Raw genomic sequence first — 18,808 nt, 5'->3', positions numbered from 1 at the left:
ACTTCTAGCTTAATTTCTTGAACAAAATACACGCATTATGCCCTCCAAAACCAAATGTGTTGCTCATAGCCACATTTACCTCTCTCTCTTGTGCCTTGTTTAATGTCAAGTTTAAGCTAGGGTCAATGTTTTCATCAACCTCATTATGATTAATTGTTGGGGGTACTAAGCTATTTTCCATTGCTAAAATAGAAGCTATTGCCTCGATAGCACCGGCTGCACCCAAAAGATGCCCGGTCATGGACTTAGTAGAGTTAATGTTGATGTTTTTAGCATGTTCCCCAAAGACTTGAGAAATGGCTTTAAGTTCTGCAACATCCCCTAAAGGAGTAGAAGTCCCGTGGGTATTGATAGCGTCTACATCTTCTGGTTTTAGACCAGCATTTTCTAAACAGTTTTGCATTACCCTTACTACACCAATCCCATCTGGATGTGGAGCTGTCATGTGGTAAGCATCACTAGACAAACCACCACCTAAGACTTCTGCATATATTTTGGCACCACGTGCCTTAGCATGTTCGTATTCTTCTAAAATTAAAGCACCAGCACCTTCTCCTAAAACAAATCCGTCCCTAGAGGCATCAAATGGTCTAGATGCTGTTTCTGGGCTATCATTCCTGGTAGATAAGGCATGCATAGCATTAAAGCCACCCATACCTGCTATAGTAACAGCAGCTTCACTACCACCAGTTACAAACACATCACAATGGCCTAATCTAATGTAGTTTAAAGCGTCTATTATAGCATTGGCAGAGGAAGCACAAGCAGATACTGTAGTATAGTTTGGCCCCATGAAACCATGTTTAATAGAAATGTTACCCGGTGCTATGTCCGCAATCATTTTTGGGATAAAGAAAGGGTTAAAACGCGGAGTTCCGTCTCCTTGCGCATATCCGATTACCTCGTTCTGGAAAGTTTCTAGACCACCAATACCAGCACCCCAAACAACACCTACTCTAAACTTATCTACAGCATCTAAATCTAATCCAGAATCTGCTATAGCTTCATCAGAAGAGACCAAGGCATACTGCGCAAAGCGGTCTAATTTTCTGGCCTCTTTTCGGTCAAAAAAATCGGTAGGGTTGTATCCCTTAAGTTCGCAGGCAAATTTGGTTTTAAACTTTTCTGTATCATAATAAGTTATAGGTGCAGCCCCACTTTTTCCATTTTTAAGGCCTTCCCAATATTCTGCTACAGTATTACCAATAGGTGTTAAGGCACCCAAACCTGTAACTACGACTCGTTTTAATTGCATAGAACTATATTTAGCCTGAAATTAAAAAAAATATCCATGTGGCATTATTACCACATGGATAATTTAAAATCGTTAATAAGATATCATAAAATTACTTAGCTTCTTCTATATAGCTTATTGCTTGACCAACTGTTGCAATATTTTCTGCTTGATCGTCTGGGATTTGGATATCAAATTCCTTCTCAAATTCCATGATTAACTCAACAGTATCCAAAGAATCTGCACCCAAATCGTTGGTAAAACTTGCCTCAGGTACTACTTCATTCTCATCAACACCTAATTTATCAACGATGATAGCCTTTACTCTTGATGCAATGTCTGACATAGTTATATCGGTTTTTAAATTTTATTGATGGCAAAAATATAAAACTTTGGTTTAATAACACTATTTGTCGATAAAATGTACTGTAAATTACTGCATTATCTATGCAGACAGCTATTTTTGCACTGGTCTTAAACCCTTTACAACATGAAGCAACTCGTGCTTTTTGCCTCTGGATCAGGCTCTAATGTGGAAAATATTTTCCAATATTTTAAGAACGACAGCAATGTCAACATACAATGTGTACTTACTAATAATAAGGATGCAAAAGTTATAGAAAGGTGCCAAAGACTAAAAATTCCTGTGCTTTATTTTAACAGAATGGCTTTTTCTAAAACAGAAATTGTTCTAAACACTTTAAAAGCATTTAATCCAGATTTAATTGTTTTAGCAGGTTTTTTATGGAAAATACCAGAAAGTTTTGTGCATGCTTTTCCTAATAAGATAATAAACATACACCCGGCTTTATTGCCAAAATATGGCGGTAAGGGAATGTACGGCGCCCATGTACACCATGCTGTTAAAAAAAATAATGAGACTGAAACAGGAATCACCATACATTATGTAAATGAATATTATGATGATGGCGCCATCATACACCAGGCAAAAACAATACTAACTGTAGAAGATACGCCAAATTCTATTGCAGAAAAAGTACATTCCTTGGAATATGAGTTTTTTCCAAAAGTAATAGCAGATATACTCCTTAAGTAATGGCTAAAAAGAAGTTTTACGTAGTTTGGAAAGGAAAACATCCTGGAATTTATGATAAATGGGACGACTGTAAAAGTCAAATTCAAGGTGTAGAAGGCGCACAATACAAATCTTTTCCAACTTTTGATGAGGCCAAAAAAGCTTACAAAGGAAACTATGCTGATTATAAAGGACAGAAAACAAAAAGTAGCGGTTTAAGCAGGGAACAATTAATAAAAATTGGCCAACCCAATAATAATAGTATCGCAGTAGATGCAGCCTCTAGTGGCAATCCAGGTGTAATGGAATACCAAGGTGTAGATACTAAGACCAAAAAACTCCTTTTTAAACAGGGTCCTTTTAAACAAGGAACAAACAACATCGGCGAGTTTTTAGCCATTGTTCATGGCTTAGCATTTTTAAAACAGAAAAATAGTGACCGAATTATTTATACCGACTCCCGTACTGCCATGAGTTGGGTACGCAAAAAAAAATGCAACACTAAGCTGGCCCCCAATGCAAAAAACACAGCATTATTTGAGCTAATTACTCGTGCAGAAAAATGGTTGCAAAATAATTCTTACACCACAACCATTGTAAAATGGGAAACAAAAGCATGGGGAGAGATTCCTGCAGATTTTGGTAGAAAATAATGCGGTATATTTGCAGCAAAATTGAAAAATAAATGGGTAAATTATTAGTCGTAGGTACCCTTGCCTTTGATGCCATTGAATCCCCTTTTGGCAAAACCGATAAAATACTGGGTGGCGCTGCTACTTATATAGGTCTTGCTGCAGCTAATTTTGATGTTTCTTCTTGTATCGTTTCTGTTGTAGGGGACGACTTTCCCCAAGAATACATGGATTTGCTCACAGACCGCAACATTAGTTTGGATGGCGTAGAAGTTGTAAAAGGTGGTAAAACATTTTTCTGGAGCGGTAAGTATCATTTAGATATGAACACCAGAGATACCCTAGCTACAGAGTTAAATACTTTAGCAGATTTTAATCCTGTTGTTCCTGACAATTTTAAAGATGCAGATGTAGTTATGTTAGGAAATTTACACCCAAGCATACAACTAAGTGTAATTAATCAAATGGAGAAAAAGCCAAAACTTATCGTTTTGGACACCATGAATTACTGGATGGACAACAGTCTTGAAGAACTTAAAGAAGTAATAAAACACATAGACGTTATTACTCTAAATGATGAGGAAGCAAGGCAACTTACCGGAGAATATTCTTTGGTTAAGGCGGCTCAAAAAATAGAAAAAATGGGACCAAAGTACGTGGTTATCAAAAAAGGTGAGCACGGTGCATTATTGTTTCATAATCAAAGTATCTTTTTTGCTCCAGCATTACCTTTAGAAGAAGTATTTGACCCTACTGGCGCTGGGGATACATTTGCAGGTGGTTTTGCAGGTTATCTAGCGGCAAGTAAAAATATATCTTTTGAGAATTTAAAGAATGCTGTAATTCAAGGCTCCAATTTGGCTTCGTTTTGTGTGGAAAAATTTGGTACCGAACGAATGTTGACGGTGACAAAAGAAGAGATAGCAAATCGTCTCTTACAATTTAGAGAATTGACTCAGTTTAATATCGAAATAGAATAAATAACCCTGCCCTGTGAAAACGGGGCTTTATTTTTTAGTACATGAGTGATCCTATTAAGCACGAATGTGGAATTTCTTTGATCCGATTGTTAAAACCTTTGGAATATTACAAAGAAAAGTATGGTACAGCATTTTACGGTGTAAACAAAATGTACCTAATGATGGAGAAGCAGCACAACAGAGGACAAGATGGCGCTGGTCTAGCTAGCATAAAATTAAACATGCAGCCAGGAGAACGCTATATAAGTAGAGTACGCTCTGCAAAGCCACAACCTATACAGGATATTTTTTCTCAAATTAATGAGCGCATCAACGCTACCATGTTAGCCGATCCAAAATGCCAAGATGATGTTGCTTACCAAAAAAGAAATGTTCCTTATATAGGAGAATTGTTTTTAGGCCATGTACGCTACGGAACTTTTGGCAAAAATAGTATAGAAAGCGTGCACCCTTTCTTAAGACAAAACAACTGGATGCACCGTAATCTTATTGTTGCTGGTAATTTTAACATGACAAATGTTAATGAACTTTTTGGCAACTTGGTAGAATTAGGACAACACCCTAAAGAAATGGCAGATACCGTTACGGTGATGGAGAAAATAGGCCATTTTTTAGACGATGCGGTTGCCAAGCTTTATAAGAAAGTTAAAAAAGAGGGGTATAGTAAGAGAGATGCATCTCCGCATATTGCAGAACGCTTAGATGTTGGTAAAATACTTAGAAAAGCAGCAAAAAATTGGGATGGTGGTTACGCCATGGGTGGTCTATTAGGTCATGGTGATGCATTTATGCTGAGAGACCCTTCTGGAATTAGACCTGCTTATTATTATAAGGATGATGAAATAGTTGTTGTTGCATCAGAAAGGCCAGCGATACAAACCGTGTTTAATATTAAATACGATGCTGTTCAAGAATTAAATCCAGGCCATGCCATCATTATTAAAAAGAATGGTAATGTTAGCATAGAAGAAATACAAGAACCAAGAGAAAGAAAAGCATGTTCTTTTGAGCGTATTTACTTTTCTAGAGGAAGTGACAAAGAAATTTATAAAGAACGTAAGCTTTTAGGAAAGCTTGTTTTTCCAGAAATTTTAAAATCTATAAAGGATGATTTAACCAACACGGTATTCTCCTATATTCCTAATACTGCAGAAACATCGTTCTTAGGAATGGTTAAAGAAGCACAAACCTATCTTAATAAAAAGAAAGAAGAACAAATATTGGCTTTAGGAACCAATATTACACAAGAATCCTTACATAAAATCTTAGATGTACGCCCTAGAATAGAAAAGGTTGCTATTAAAGATGCCAAGCTACGTACCTTCATAACACAAGATGATAGCAGAGACGATCTGGTTACTCATGTATATGATATAACCTATGGTTCTGTTAAACCAGAAGATAATCTAGTAATAATAGATGATAGTATTGTTCGCGGTACTACCCTTAAAAAAAGCATTCTTAGAATGCTAGACCGTTTAAATCCTAAGAAAATTGTGGTGGTTTCTTCTGCACCCCAAATACGTTACCCAGATTGTTATGGTATAGATATGGCAAAGTTGGAAGACTTTATAGCTTTCAGAGCCGCCATTGCATTGCACGAAGACCGTGGCACCATGCACATTATGGAAGATATTTACCACAAATGTGTGGAACAGTCTAAAAGTAACAGTAAGGACATCATCAATTACGTTAAAGAAGTATATGCTCCCTTTACGCCAGAAGAAATATCCAAAAAGATTGCTGAATTGTTAGCACCAGCTGGAGTCCGTGCGGAGATAGAAATTATATATCAAACCATAGATAATTTACACAATGCATGTCCTAAAAACTTAGGAGACTGGTATTTTACAGGTGATTATCCTACCCCTGGTGGGCATCGTGTAGTGAATAAAGCATTTATGAATTTCTTTGAAGGAAAGAATGAAAGAGCCTATTAATTAGGCCTTTAAACCAAAAATTTGTGCTTTTCATCGATAAAAGAAGTCGTTTAACGGCATTCTGATTTGTATGAAAAAACTGAATTTAACTTTATAACTACCATAGCATAAGTAGGTTAAGTTCATGGTAAGATTTGGGGCAAAAAAGGTGGATACATATCCACCTTTTTTATTTTACACCAGTTTCATTTTCCACTCGTAGTAAGTAAATTCTTCATACAAATACAGGATAATAGACAGACCACGTAGTTCATCCAATTAAGGTGTTGTTTAACCAAAAGAATAGATTTGCACATTTTATCAACATACATTTGAAGAACCATAGCATAAGTAGGTTAAGTTCATGGTAAGATTTGGGGAAAGAAGGCGGACCGTGTCCGCCTTCTTTATGTTTGATACCCAACTTATTAGTAACTGTTAACCTATGCTTCGCTACTTTCCTTAGAATTTTTTCTATTTTTTCTTTTGTTATTTTACACAATACCAGTAATTTAGTCTCGCCATAGCATAAGTAGGTTAAGTTTATGGTAAGATTTGGGACGAAAAGGGTGGGTTTATCCCACCCTTTTCTATTGGTATAACTCTGAATACCAACCATAAAAAAAGTGCGGTAATAACCGCACTCATACATTTTAGAAAATAATTTCTTTACTATTTATTAGCACTATAAAGCTCAGAAACCTTATCCCAGTTTATAACATTAAAAAAAGCTTGTATGTAATCTGGTCTTTTGTTTTGATAGTTTAGGTAATAAGCATGCTCCCAAACATCTAATCCTAGAATAGGATATCCCTCACAGCCAGTATCTGGCATTAATGGATTGTCTTGGTTAGGAGTAGAGCATACCTCTACCTTGCCACCTTTGTGTACACACAACCAAGCCCAACCAGAACCAAATCTAGTACCGGCAGCCGCAGCAAATTTTTCTTTGAAAGCCTCAAAAGAACCAAATGCATCATTGATTGCAGCAGCTAAATCACCAGAAGGCTCACCACCACCATTTGGCTGCATAACCTCCCAAAAAAGGTTATGGTTAAAGTAACCACCACCATTGTTTCTAACCGCTGTGTTAGACATATCTAAATTGGTTAAGATATCTTCAATATCTTTACCAGCAAGGTCTGTGCCTTCTATAGCACCATTTAATTTTGTAGTATACCCATTATGGTGTTTTGTATGGTGTATTTCCATGGTACGGGCATCAATATTAGGTTCCAATGCATCATATGCATAGGGTAATTTTGGTAATTCAAAAGCCATGTTCTTGTCTTTTTTTAAGTTAATACTATGTTCATCAAAAATAAGATTTTAACAAACAATTTCCATGGTTTCTATGTTAACAAGATTGTAAGATTATAAACCATTTAACACTATTTACTTGAATACAAACGGTTTTAAAATATTAGACGCTTCTGCAGGTTCTGGAAAAACATACCAATTGGTAAAGTCTTACCTTGTTTTATTGCTACAAGGAAAAGGCCAAAAAAACTTTAGAGAGTTGTTGGCAATTACTTTTACTAATAAGGCTGTTGCAGAAATGAAACAGCGAATACTGGAGTTTTTACATGGGTTTAGCCAACACCCCTTACCGAGCAAGTACCAAACCATGTTTAAAGAGATTGCTACAGAACTTCACTTAACTCCGGAAGTTTTACAATACAAGAGTACGTTTTTGCTGAAAGATATTCTACACAACTATGCTTTTTTTGAGATTGTTACTATAGATAAATTTACCCATAAAATAGTACGCACGTTTGCGAAAGATTTTAAACTCGCACAAAACTTTGAAGTAGTTTTAGATACCGATGCGCTTTTAGACGAGGCTGTTGGGCAACTAGTACAACAAGTTGGGGAGGACAAAGCGCTTACAGATACCTTAATTGCTTATGCTTTAGAAAAAGTAGAAAATCAAAAAAGCTGGAATATTACCAAAGACCTTAAAGAGGTAGGTAAACTTTTATTTAGCGAAAATCATTTTCCACAGCTGCAAAAATTGCAACATAAGACAATAGCTGATTTTGATGTATTAAAGAAAGACTTAAAAACCGCTATTACTACTTTAGAAAAGGGTATGAAGGCCCAAGCAGAAGAAAGTCTAGCTTTAATGGAGACCCATGGTATTTCTCACTCAGATTTTAGTGCTGGTTACTACCCTAAATTCATGATTAAAATAAGTAACGGGGACTTGGGTTCTTTAAAGTGGGATGCTAAATGGCAATTGCACCTAGCAGAACAAAAGCTTTATCCCAAAAAATGCGAACCTGAAATACAAAAGTTACTAGATACCTTACAAGAGCAATTCGTAAATCTATTTTTAGAAATAAAAAAACAGTTTTACACTTATAAGTTTCTTACAAATGTCTACAACAATATTTTACCGCTCACGGTATTAAACGAGATTGCAAAACAAGTACAGCGAATAACAGACGTAAAGGGTAAGTTGCATATTGCAGAATTTAATAAGTTAATTGCAAAGGAAATTAATGGCCAACCTGCTCCTTATATATATGAACGTTTAGGGGAGCGCTACCGTCATTATTTTATAGATGAGTTCCAAGATACTTCTAAAATGCAATGGCAAAATTTAGCTCCACTTATTTCTAATGCATTAGAAAATCAAGATTTAGACGGGAGAAAGGGTTCGCTTTTGCTCGTAGGCGATGTTAAACAGTCCATATATCGTTGGCGAGGCGGGTATCCAGACCAGTTTGTATCCTTAATCAACAATACAGCACAACCTTTTACAATACAAGCCCTTACAGAAAGACTAGGCACCAATTGGCGCAGTTTTAGTACTATCATTGATTTTAATAATGATTTTTTTAGATACGCATCCAATGCACTACAAAACCATACTTATCAAGACATGTATGCCAACCAGAGCTCCCAAGAGATTAATTTTAGGACGGGTGGTTATGTAGAAATCAACTTTCTAGATAAAAAGGCGGAAGAAGCTATGTATTGCGAAAAAGTGCTAGACTATATCATCACACTAAAAAGCCATGGTTATGCGTTTAGCGATATCTGTATATTGGTTCGCCGTAATACAGAAGCTATCGCAATAGCCAATTATCTGGCGGAAAAAGAAATTCCGATTATTTCTTCAGAAGCTTTGTTATTAAAACATAATCCTGAGGTACAATTCTTAATTGCCTTTTTACACTATCTTCTAGTGCCATCAGAAAAAGCATATGAATTTGATTTATTAAACTACCTCTGTCCATCCAAAATGGATAAGCACAATTTTATTCAGCAGCACTTGGGACGCTTTTCTAATTACCTAACTGTACAATATGCCTTGAATATAGAAACGCTCCGTAGTTATACCTTATATGATGTGTTAGAAATTTTGATTGCTAAATTTAATTTAGTTCCTAAAAGTAATGCTCATGTAAACCATTTTATGGATGAAGTTCTTGCATTCACAGAAAAAGAAGGGGTTGGTGTTTATGAATTTATACAACACTGGGATAACAAACCAAACATGGCAATAACAGTGCCTGAACATATGGAGGCAGTCTCCATTATGACCGTACATAAATCTAAAGGACTAGAATTTCCATTTGTAATTTATCCATTTGTCAAAACCAAAATAAATGATAAAACCAAAACTGGGAAACTATGGGTTCCTGTACAACCCAATGCTTTTAATGGCTTAGAAGAGGTGTTGGTAAATGCGAATAAAGATTTGGAGCAGTTTTCACAGATAAGCAACCAACTACTGGAACAAGAATATCATCAAACAGAATTAGATAGCATCAATGTATTATACGTTGCCTTAACTAGAGCTGTACAAGGTTTGTTTATTATCACTGAAAAAGAACTGAACGATAGCTACGCAAGTTTACTAGAAGGTTTTCTTAACGCTAAAGGTATGTGGCGCTCAGACCAAGACACCTATCAATTTGGAACATTACAAGAGAATAAATCGGACTTAGAAGCTACAAAAAACAAAGAACAAATTATACCTTATACATATAGGAGTGCAAAACCACCATATGCTTTTTCCTCTGCACAAAATATAAATTGGGGAGAACCATCAGAGGAGCTAGTACGCGGTAATTTAATACATGCTGTTTTAGAACAGGTTTATGTGCCAGATGACTTGCCACATGTCTTAAATAATTTTATAGAAAAGGGTGAAATGGATACAACACAGGAAAATGAGATACGCCCTTTACTAAAAAGTTTGGTGTATCACCCTAAACTAAAAGAATATTTTACAGATACCTATACAACCTATAACGAGGTAGAACTATTGCATACAGACGGAAGCTTAGTACGCTTAGACCGCCTAGCCTTAAAGGGTAAAGAGGCTACCATTTTAGACTACAAAACCGGTAAACCACAAGACCATCACAAAATTCAGTTAATGAATTATGAGCATATTCTAACAAAAATGGGGTACTTTGTCACAAATAAAATAATTGTTTATATCAACAACTCAATAACCCCCACATTTTTATAAATATGTACGGTAAAATTAAATCGCATTTAGAAAAAGAATTAGAAGAAATTAAGGAAGCGGGGCTCTACAAAAAGGAACGCATTATTGTTTCTCCACAAGACGCTGTGATCAAAATAGCCAATGGGCAAGAAGTAATTAATTTCTGCGCCAATAACTATCTGGGGCTTTCTTCTCATCCTGAAGTTATTAAAGCAGCCAAAGACACGTTAGACACACACGGGTTCGGTATGTCTTCTGTTCGTTTTATTTGTGGCACCCAAGACATTCATAAAACGCTAGAAGAAAAAATTGCAGAATTTTACGGTACAGAAGATACCATATTATATGCTGCAGCCTTTGATGCTAATGGTGGAGTATTTGAGCCTTTGTTAACCGCAGAAGATGCTATTATTTCTGACAGCTTAAATCATGCCTCCATCATTGACGGTGTGCGTTTGTGCAAAGCAAAACGGTATCGCTACACTAATAATGATATGGCTGCTTTAGAAGAATGTCTAAAACAAGCCAATGCTGATGGTTCCCGTTTTAAGGTTATTGTGACTGATGGGGTTTTTTCCATGGACGGCTTATTAGCGCCTTTGGATAAAATCTGTGATTTGGCAGATGCGTATGATGCTATGGTAATGATAGACGAGTGCCATGCAGCTGGTTTTATTGGTGCTACCGGTAGAGGAACCCTAGAAGAAAAAAACGTTATGGACAGGGTAGACATTATTACTGGCACTTTGGGTAAAGCACTAGGCGGTGCCATGGGTGGCTACACTACGGGTAAAAAAGAAATTATAGAAGTATTAAGGCAACGTTCTAGACCGTACTTGTTTTCTAATTCTTTAGCACCTGCCATTGTAGGAGCATCTATAAAGGTATTTGAACTTTTGTCTAATAATACCACCCTTAGAGATCAATTACAGAACAATACGGAATACTTTAAAAAAGGGATGAAAGCTGCTGGGTTTGATATTATAGATGGGGACTCTGCCATAGTACCTGTAATGCTATATGATGCTAAGCTAGCACAAGAAATGGCAGACCGTCTATTGCAAGAAGGCATCTACGTTATTGGTTTTTTCTACCCAGTAGTACCCAAAGGCAAAGCCAGAATACGAGTACAATTGTCCGCTGCACACCAAAAAGAACATTTAGATAAGGCTATAACGGCATTTACTAAAATAGGCAAGTCCTTAGAAGTGATCTAAATAGTCCATAAATAAAAATAGTTGCATAAAAAAATGGTAGGTATATTTTGTTAATAAGTGCTAACAACTTACATTTGCAGCTGATAAACACTTAAACTTAAAATTTTGAACATGAAACATCTAAGCAAATTTTTAGTTGTTGCCTTACTTGTTTTAGGGTTAAACAACCTTAGCGCGCAAGACGAAAACAATCCTTGGCAGGTGAGTTTTGGTGTAAACGCGGTAGACGTTTACCCTACTAATGCCGATCCTGCTGACGGTGTTATTACAAGCTCTTTGTTTGACGAGTATTTCAACGTTTCAGATCACTGGAACATTATTCCTTCTATTTCTTATGTATCTGTATCTAGATACGTTGGTGATGGTTTCTCTGTAGGAGCAAGAGGATCACTTAACAGAATTGAGAAATTAGGAGATGTTAGTGTAGATGATTTATCTCACTACGCAGTAGATGGTACTATTAAGTACAACATCTTACAAAACACAAAACTAGACCCATTCGTAGAGATTGGTGGTGGTTACACTTGGGTTGACGAAATCGGTGCAGGTACTGTTAATGGTGGTATCGGATTAAGCTACTGGTTTACAGAAAACGTAGGTTTAACTTTACAGACTCAATACAAGCACGTTTTTGAAGATTATGGAGTAGAGCATTTTCAGCACTTAGCTGGTCTTAGCATCAAATTTGGTGGTACAGACACTGATGGTGATGGTGTTTATGACAAAGATGATGCTTGTCCAGAAGTTGCTGGTTTAGAAGCATTCAATGGTTGTCCAGATTCTGACGGTGATGGTATCGAAGATAGCAAAGATAGCTGTCCAGACCAAGCTGGTTCAAAAGAAATGAACGGTTGTCCTGATGCTGACGGTGACGGTGTTGCTGATAAAGATGACGCTTGTCCTAACGAAGCTGGTCTTCCTGCTTTAGCTGGTTGTCCTGATGCTGATGGTGACGGTGTTGCTGATAACAAAGACGAGTGTCCTAACGAAGCTGGTCCTGCTGAGAACAAAGGTTGTCCTTGGGCTGATTCTGATAAAGATGGTGTTCTTGACAAAGATGATCAGTGTCCAGAAGTTGCTGGTACTGTAGCTAACAGCGGTTGTCCTGAAGTTACTGAAGAAGTACAGAAACAATTGAATGACTACGCTAGAACAATCTTGTTTGACACTGGTAAGTCTTCTATTAAAGCAGAATCAACTTCTGTAATGGTAGACATTATCCAAATCTTGAACGAGTATCCTAACGCTAAGTTTACTGTTGAAGGACACACTGATAGCGTTGGTAGCAACAAATTGAACCAACAATTGTCAGAGAAGAGAGCTAACGCAGTTAGAGACTTCTTAATTGAAAAAGGTATTGGTGCAGATAGATTAACTGCTATCGGTTACGGTGAGGATAAGCCTATCGCAACTAACAATACAAGAGCTGGTAGAAAGCAAAACAGAAGGGTTGAAATCAACCTAGTAAAATAAGTTTAAGTAATTAAACCCATAGAAAGCCCCGGCATTTGTCGGGGCTTTTTTATATATGAAAAGTTTTCTAGAAGAAACACTAATACAACTTTTAAAAGACCATAAAAATTTAAACCAAATGGTCTTTGTACTCCCTAGTAGAAGGGCGGGTACCTATCTTAAACACTACCTTGCACAACAGATAGAAAAGCCTATACTAAGTCCACAAATCTATAGTATAGAAGAATTTATTCAAGAAATATCTGGTTTAGAACATAGTACTAATCTAGAACTCCTTTTGCTTCTTTTTGAAGTATATCAAAAACAACATCCAGAAGAAAAGTTAGAGCAATTTCTACAATGGGGTACTACCCTTTTGGGTGACTTTAATGAAATAGATCGGCATTTAGTAGATGCCCAAGTGTTATTTGATTATTTAACAGCCATTGAACGTATGGCAAAGTGGGATTTAAAGCTAGAACCTACCAAACTCATTAAAAATCACACCCTATTTTTAGAGACAATAGGTCAGCTCTATCCAAAGTACCTAGAATTACTTAGGTCTGAAAATACCGGTTATCAAGGGTTGATTTACAAAAAAGCTCAACAAAATGTAGAAGAATACCTTGAAAGCCAAAGAGAAAAAAGCTATCATTTTATTGCCTTTAATGCGTTGAATGAAGCAGAAATAAAGCTTATAAAAGCATTTATAAGCAAAACCAACAATAAAATTTACTGGGATATAGACTCGTATTTCTATGAAGACCCTCAACATGATGTTGGGTATTTTATCCGCAACCATTTTAAAAAATGGAAAGAGCTACCTACTAAAGAACATTACTTTTCCAATAATTACAACACAGAAAACAAAGAGGTCAACATTTACGGAATTCCAAAAAATGTATCTCAAGCAAAATTTATTGGCAACTTACTTGCAAACCTTTACCAACGCAAAACCAAAAAAGACACAGTGGCTTTGGTACTTGCAGACGAAACCCTTTTACCTGCGATTATCAACTCTTTGCCAGAAAACATTCCAGAAGTAAATATTACTATGGGATTACCCCTAGAGAAAACCAATTTACACCAATTTATATCCGCCTACTTTCAGCTTTTTTTAAACAAAAGTGCTAGAGGAGTTTTCTATAAAGATGTGCTACAATTTCTAGGAAATCCAATGACAGAAATTGTTTTGCAAAAAGAAGGTATACATAAAGCCATTGTAATCACGCAGCACATACAACACCATAATGTGTTATTTATACATCCAGATAATTTACAGTTTTTAAAAGGTACTGGCACTATACTACATCAATTGTTCGCCTCCACTGAGCTAACCACACAAAACTTTATAGATTTACTTCTTTTACTCTTAAATACCATAAGTGATTATTTTGAAAACCAAAAAAATCATTATGAAGTACAAGCTACACAAGCTTTTATCAAACTGTTTTTAAAGTTAAAGAATCTGGGATTGGAGAAAACCTATATTTCTAGTATCAAATCCTTAAATGCACTGTATTTAGAACTTATTTCTACTGAACAATTAGATTTTAAAGGTAGCCCAACAAGTGGTTTGCAGATTATGGGTATGTTAGAAAGTAGATGTTTAGATTTTGAAACTGTTCTAATGACCTCTGTAAACGAGGGTATACTGCCCGCAGGTAAAAGCAACAATTCGTTTATTCCTTATGATGTTAAAAAGGAATATAAAATGCCCACTTACAAAGAAAAAGATGCCATTTATACCTATCACTTTTACCGTTTATTACAGCGAGCAAGCCAAGTATACGTAACGTATAATACAGAACCAGATGTGTTATTAGGTAATGAGAAAAGCCGTTTTATAGCACAGCTTTTAACAGACGACCAATTAAAATTTCAGGTAAAGCATCATATTGCTACTCCAGCAATAACATCCTTGAACTCACCACCAGTAACTGTTAAAAAAACAGATAGACTTCTAAATGATTTAAAATCTATTGCTTCTAAAGGTTTCTCGCCCTCATCTTTATCAAATTATATAAAAAACACGTACACCTTTTATAAACAGAATGTTTTACGAATAAATGATATTGACAGTGTTGAAGAACAGCTAGCTTATAACACCTTTGGCACCATTGTACACAACGCTCTGGAGCAATTGTATTTGCCATATTTAAACACTCAATTAACACCTGACTTACTAAAAAGCTTACTACCTAAAATTAAAACCGAAGTACAGCAACAGTTTTTAACTATCTATGATGTAGGTGACTTTAGTAGCGGGCAAAATTTAATTGCCTTTAATGTTGTACAAAAATATATAGCAGATTTTATTGCTTTAGATATCAAAAGATGTACAGAAAACACGGTTTACTTACTAGGTCTGGAAGCTCAAATGTTCTGTCCACTGACCATTCCAGATTTGAATTTCCCTATCCATTTAAAAGGTACTTTAGACCGTATTGATGAAGTTAATGGTGTGTTAGAAATTATAGATTATAAAACAGGTAATGTAAATAATTCTGAAGTACAAATGGTGTCTAAAGAAGGAGAGTTAGCATTTACTCCAAAAAACCTTAAGGCATTTCAGCTGTTATGTTATGCTTACATGTATCAACAAGAACACTCCATTGGCACCTTTAAAGCTGGTATTGTACCTATTAAACAAATACAACAAGAGATTATATATTTTGGCACCAAAACACATTCTAGAGGCCGTGCCAATACAGAAATAAGCCCTGACCTCTTGGCAAAATTTGAGAACGAACTACACCAATTAATCAAGGCTATTTTTAATACGGAAATTCCCTTCTTAGATGAAGAAATTACATAGTCTATTTTAAATCTGGTCTCGTAGGCCTTACCTCTATTTTACTGGGTAGAGTTCTTGGGTGCATTGTAAGTAGGTCTAGAACCAATTTGCCAATATCTTCCGGCTGTATTTTCCATTTATCAGATTCTGATGGTTCATTACCATTAAAATGTGTTGCCACTGACCCTGGCATAATTGTACTTACCTTTATGTTATACTTTCTTAAATCTAACATAGCGGCTTGTGTAAACCCCACTACACCAAATTTAGTAGCGTTATAACCCGCACCGTTAGCAAAGAAGTTTGTCCCCGCTAAACTCGCTAGCGTTATGTAGTATCCTTCAGATTCTTTAAGCGCACTTACAGCAGCCTTTAAACTATGAAAAACTCCAGTAAGATTAGTATCTATCATTTGGTGCCAGTCCTCGTCTTTCATTTCATCAACAGGAGCAAAATGACCTACCCCTGCATTGGCAATCATAAAGTCTAATTGTCCAAACTTATCTAAAATTTCGGCTACAGCTTTTTTTTCATCTTCTAGCTTGGTAACGTCAGATACTATAGGTAAAACCATCTCTGAACTCCCTAAACTTTCTGCCGCCTTTTTTACGGTTTCTAAATTTCTACCACTAATGGCCACGCGCACACCTTGCTCTAAAAGTGTTCTTGCTACGCCAAGTCCTATTCCTTTACTTCCGCCCGTGATATAGGCTACTTTATTCTTAATCATAACATGCTTTTTAAAAGATTTGATTAAATTGAAGATTAATCTACTTTTCAGAAAATATTTCGTACTAATTATATGTTATATTTTTGTAGGTAATAACTTAATCATTGCAAACAATTTCAACATATAATTACATAAAAGAGCTTCCTGTATCTGCCTTTATTTTAAACAGTCAATTTGAAATTGAAGAATACTCTAGGCATTTACTGGTAGAATTTATCCCTGGCAAATCAGATTTGTATGGGGTACATATTGCAGAAGCCATACCTTTTTTACCCAGCTTATTTTTTTCTACTATAAATGATTGCATGGTCTATAAAACAGAGGATCATAATGATGCCGTGCAGTATGTAAATGACAAGGATGCCATACAATGGGTTAAATGGCGTATTAAGCCAGTTCTAGAAAATAACCAAACGGTAAATCTTTTTATTTATCTAGAAGAAGTTTCTGAACACAAACAAATGCAAGACTTTTTTACTCGTGTAGAAGAAGTCGCTTTGGTTGGTGGTTGGCAGTTAAATATTAAAACCAAAGAATTAATTTGGACAGAAAGCACTAAAAAAATACATGAAGTGCCCCCGAGCTATAAGCCCAGTTTAAAAACAGGTATAAAATTTTACAAAGAAGGTCCACAAAGAGAGCGCATTCAGCAACTAGTAGACAATGCTGTTAAATACGGAGTTTCTTATAATGAAGAGCTCATCATTATTACGGCTAAAGGAAATGAAAAATGGGTACGCGCTAAAGGCGAGACTGATTTTGTAAATGGAGAATGTATAAGGCTATTTGGCACTTTCCAAGATATAGACAAGGAAAAAAGAGCAGAATTAGAAATGTCTAAAGCTGCCAGCCGACTAGAAATTGCCACAACCTCTGGCAGAATTGGTATTTGGGAATACGATTTACGTACAGATGCCGTTGTGTGGGATCGCAATATGTTTACCTTATTTGGCATAAACCCTAAATCCTTTACTAATAACTTTAAACATTGGGTAGATAGTTTACATCCAGAGGATAGACCTAGAGTATTAAAAGAAGTAGATTTAGCCATAAGGGGAGTCAAAGAATACAATAGTGAGTACCGTATTATTGCCAAATACAATAAAATAAGAACGCTAAAAGCCCAAGGAACCGTTTTAAGAGACGGCAAAGGTGAACCTTATAAAATGATTGGCACCAATTGGGATATAACAGAAATAAGGCAAAACGAAGCTCGCCTTCAAAAGCTTTTAAAATTGACAACCAACCAGAAGGATAGTTTACTCAATTTTGCACACATTGTTTCTCATAATCTACGTTCTCATTCTTCTAATATCTCCATGCTTTCTCATTTTATTAGCGGGGATAATAGCACACAAGAAGATTTGGAAGAATATCTAGACATGCTACAACAGTCCTCATCCCATCTAAATGAAACTTTACTGCACTTAAATGAAGTAATTCAGATTTCTACAGATGATTCACAAAAAATTAAACAGATTCCTATTAAAGAATCTTTAGATATTGTTCTAGAAAGCTTAAAGGACCAATTAAAAAATGCCAATACCATTCTAAAAAACAACATAAACGAAAAAGCGAAAGTTGCAGCAATACAACCTTACTTAGAAAGTGTACTTTTAAATCTTATTTCTAATGCTGTCCGTTATAAACGTCCAGATAAGAATTTAGAATTAACTATTGATTTTTATAAAGATAAGGACGAGAGTAGAATAAGCATAAAAGATAATGGTCTAGGTATTAACTTACCTAGACATAAGAAAAAAATATTTGGAATGTATAAAACATTCCACGACCATCCAGAGGCAAGAGGTGTTGGGTTATTTATCTCTAAAAACCAAATGCAGTCCATGAATGGCGATATTAGCGTAGACAGCAAACCAAATAAAGGGTCTACTTTTATATTAACGTTTTATAACGATTTATCATGAGCAAATTAGCCGTCTCTTGTGTAGTAGATGATGACCCTATTTTTCTTTTTGGAATGAAAATTCTATTGAAAAAAATTGGATTTAGTAACGATTTATTAGTGTTTAAAAATGGACAAGAAGCCATAGATGGCCTTGTAGAAAGATTAAACAATAATCAACCCTTACCAGAAGTTATTTTTCTAGATTTAAATATGCCTATTATGGATGGGTGGGAGTTCTTAGAAGATTTTGTAAAAATACCCAACCACAATAGAGAGAAGGTAAAAATTTATGTGGTTAGTTCTTCTATAGACGCACGCGACCACGAGCGCGCTAAGGAACTTAACGTGGTTAGCAATTACTTTGTAAAACCCATTACGGAAGAAGACTTAAAAAAAATAATGGCCAGTCTATAACTATAAAAAGCCACGTATAT

14 protein-coding genes are annotated in these 18,808 nt (G+C 35.8%); 10 read left to right on the top strand and 4 right to left on the bottom strand.

Annotation, left to right across the window (positions count from 1 at the left end; all coding sequences use genetic code 11):
- Window positions 1-4 precede the first annotated feature (4 nt).
- Together fabF and FBT53_RS06750 are read right to left on the bottom strand one after the other, a co-directional pair.
- Entirely contained in the window at window positions 5-1,255 is a 1,251-nt protein-coding gene (gene fabF / locus FBT53_RS06755; protein ID WP_136950402.1) for a beta-ketoacyl-ACP synthase II, read from the bottom strand.
- Between the two features lie 91 nt (window positions 1,256-1,346).
- Window positions 1,347-1,580, bottom strand: coding sequence for an acyl carrier protein (locus FBT53_RS06750; protein ID WP_010519573.1), 234 nt, complete (start codon window positions 1,578-1,580; stop codon window positions 1,347-1,349).
- Window positions 1,581-1,724: 144 nt separating this feature from the next.
- Here FBT53_RS06750 and FBT53_RS06745 point away from each other — a divergent pair, with 144 nt between their 5' ends.
- Genes FBT53_RS06745 through FBT53_RS06730 form a run of 4 tightly spaced genes read left to right on the top strand, consistent with a single transcriptional unit; the run spans window position 1,725 to window position 5,822 of the window.
- A complete protein-coding gene (locus tag FBT53_RS06745) occupies window positions 1,725-2,291 on the top strand; it encodes a phosphoribosylglycinamide formyltransferase (RefSeq protein WP_136950401.1) in 567 nt (188 codons plus the stop codon).
- Window positions 2,291-2,923: a viroplasmin family protein gene (locus FBT53_RS06740; RefSeq protein ID WP_136950400.1), complete on the top strand. Its 633-nt coding sequence runs from the start codon at window positions 2,291-2,293 to the stop codon at window positions 2,921-2,923. The genes FBT53_RS06745 and FBT53_RS06740 overlap by 1 nt, the downstream gene beginning before the upstream one ends.
- 32 nt (window positions 2,924-2,955) lie before the next feature.
- Window positions 2,956-3,882, top strand: coding sequence for a PfkB family carbohydrate kinase (locus tag FBT53_RS06735; RefSeq protein WP_136950399.1), 927 nt, complete (start codon window positions 2,956-2,958; stop codon window positions 3,880-3,882).
- Between the two features lie 41 nt (window positions 3,883-3,923).
- The gene (locus tag FBT53_RS06730) at window positions 3,924-5,822 is read left to right on the top strand and encodes an amidophosphoribosyltransferase (protein ID WP_136950398.1); all 1,899 of its coding nucleotides are present in this window, start codon (window positions 3,924-3,926) and stop codon (window positions 5,820-5,822) included.
- A gap of 651 nt (window positions 5,823-6,473) precedes the next feature.
- Here the strand turns inward: FBT53_RS06730 and FBT53_RS06725 are convergent.
- Complete coding sequence (locus FBT53_RS06725) at window positions 6,474-7,082, bottom strand: superoxide dismutase (protein WP_136950397.1); 609 nt, start codon at window positions 7,080-7,082, stop codon at window positions 6,474-6,476.
- 118 nt (window positions 7,083-7,200) lie between these two features.
- On the opposite strand from FBT53_RS06725, the gene FBT53_RS06720 reads away from it, so the two are divergent.
- From FBT53_RS06720 to FBT53_RS06705, 4 genes are all read left to right on the top strand, one after another.
- The gene (locus FBT53_RS06720; RefSeq protein ID WP_136950396.1) at window positions 7,201-10,290 is read left to right on the top strand and encodes an exodeoxyribonuclease V subunit beta; all 3,090 of its coding nucleotides are present in this window, start codon (window positions 7,201-7,203) and stop codon (window positions 10,288-10,290) included.
- 2 nt (window positions 10,291-10,292) lie between these two features.
- On the top strand, window positions 10,293-11,486 hold the full coding sequence (gene kbl, locus FBT53_RS06715) for a glycine C-acetyltransferase (protein WP_136950395.1): 1,194 nt from the start codon (window positions 10,293-10,295) through the stop codon (window positions 11,484-11,486).
- A gap of 111 nt (window positions 11,487-11,597) precedes the next feature.
- Window positions 11,598-12,959: an OmpA family protein gene (locus tag FBT53_RS06710; RefSeq protein ID WP_136950394.1), complete on the top strand. Its 1,362-nt coding sequence runs from the start codon at window positions 11,598-11,600 to the stop codon at window positions 12,957-12,959.
- Window positions 12,960-13,014: 55 nt separating this feature from the next.
- On the top strand, window positions 13,015-15,756 hold the full coding sequence (locus tag FBT53_RS06705) for a PD-(D/E)XK nuclease family protein (protein ID WP_136950393.1): 2,742 nt from the start codon (window positions 13,015-13,017) through the stop codon (window positions 15,754-15,756).
- Window position 15,757: 1 nt separating this feature from the next.
- On the opposite strand, the gene FBT53_RS06700 is transcribed toward FBT53_RS06705, so the two are convergent.
- On the bottom strand, window positions 15,758-16,465 hold the full coding sequence (locus tag FBT53_RS06700; protein ID WP_136950392.1) for an SDR family oxidoreductase: 708 nt from the start codon (window positions 16,463-16,465) through the stop codon (window positions 15,758-15,760).
- Between the two features lie 104 nt (window positions 16,466-16,569).
- Between FBT53_RS06700 and FBT53_RS06695 the strand changes: the two genes are divergently transcribed.
- Window positions 16,570-18,393 (top strand): PAS domain-containing protein, encoded by a 1,824-nt coding sequence (locus tag FBT53_RS06695; RefSeq protein WP_136950391.1) that lies wholly within the window; start codon window positions 16,570-16,572, stop codon window positions 18,391-18,393.
- The gene (locus FBT53_RS06690) at window positions 18,390-18,788 is read left to right on the top strand and encodes a response regulator (protein WP_136950390.1); all 399 of its coding nucleotides are present in this window, start codon (window positions 18,390-18,392) and stop codon (window positions 18,786-18,788) included. The genes FBT53_RS06695 and FBT53_RS06690 overlap by 4 nt, the downstream gene beginning before the upstream one ends.
- Window positions 18,789-18,808 lie beyond the last annotated feature (20 nt).

The organism is Flavobacterium sp. ASW18X, assembly GCF_005144745.1.
Lineage (GTDB): Bacteria > Bacteroidota > Bacteroidia > Flavobacteriales > Flavobacteriaceae > Croceivirga.
The sequence above is the reverse complement of the archived record's forward strand: the minus strand, read 5'-3'. Positions and strand labels throughout refer to the sequence as shown.

Bases quoted from the DNA above. Each gene is read 5' to 3' on its own strand.
- FBT53_RS06740 (WP_136950400.1), top strand. From the start codon at position 2,291: ATGGCTAAAAAGAAGTTTTACGTAGTTTGGAAAGGAAAACATCCTGGA.
- FBT53_RS06750 (WP_010519573.1), bottom strand. From the start codon at position 1,580: ATGTCAGACATTGCATCAAGAGTAAAGGCTATCATCGTTGATAAATTA.
- FBT53_RS06725 (WP_136950397.1), bottom strand. From the start codon at position 7,082: ATGGCTTTTGAATTACCAAAATTACCCTATGCATATGATGCATTGGAA.
- FBT53_RS06690 (WP_136950390.1), top strand. From the start codon at position 18,390: ATGAGCAAATTAGCCGTCTCTTGTGTAGTAGATGATGACCCTATTTTT.
- FBT53_RS06745 (WP_136950401.1), top strand. From the start codon at position 1,725: ATGAAGCAACTCGTGCTTTTTGCCTCTGGATCAGGCTCTAATGTGGAA.
- kbl (WP_136950395.1), top strand. From the start codon at position 10,293: ATGTACGGTAAAATTAAATCGCATTTAGAAAAAGAATTAGAAGAAATT.
- FBT53_RS06735 (WP_136950399.1), top strand. From the start codon at position 2,956: ATGGGTAAATTATTAGTCGTAGGTACCCTTGCCTTTGATGCCATTGAA.
- FBT53_RS06705 (WP_136950393.1), top strand. From the start codon at position 13,015: ATGAAAAGTTTTCTAGAAGAAACACTAATACAACTTTTAAAAGACCAT.
- fabF (WP_136950402.1), bottom strand. From the start codon at position 1,255: ATGCAATTAAAACGAGTCGTAGTTACAGGTTTGGGTGCCTTAACACCT.
- FBT53_RS06730 (WP_136950398.1), top strand. From the start codon at position 3,924: ATGAGTGATCCTATTAAGCACGAATGTGGAATTTCTTTGATCCGATTG.
- FBT53_RS06700 (WP_136950392.1), bottom strand. From the start codon at position 16,465: ATGATTAAGAATAAAGTAGCCTATATCACGGGCGGAAGTAAAGGAATA.
- FBT53_RS06710 (WP_136950394.1), top strand. From the start codon at position 11,598: ATGAAACATCTAAGCAAATTTTTAGTTGTTGCCTTACTTGTTTTAGGG.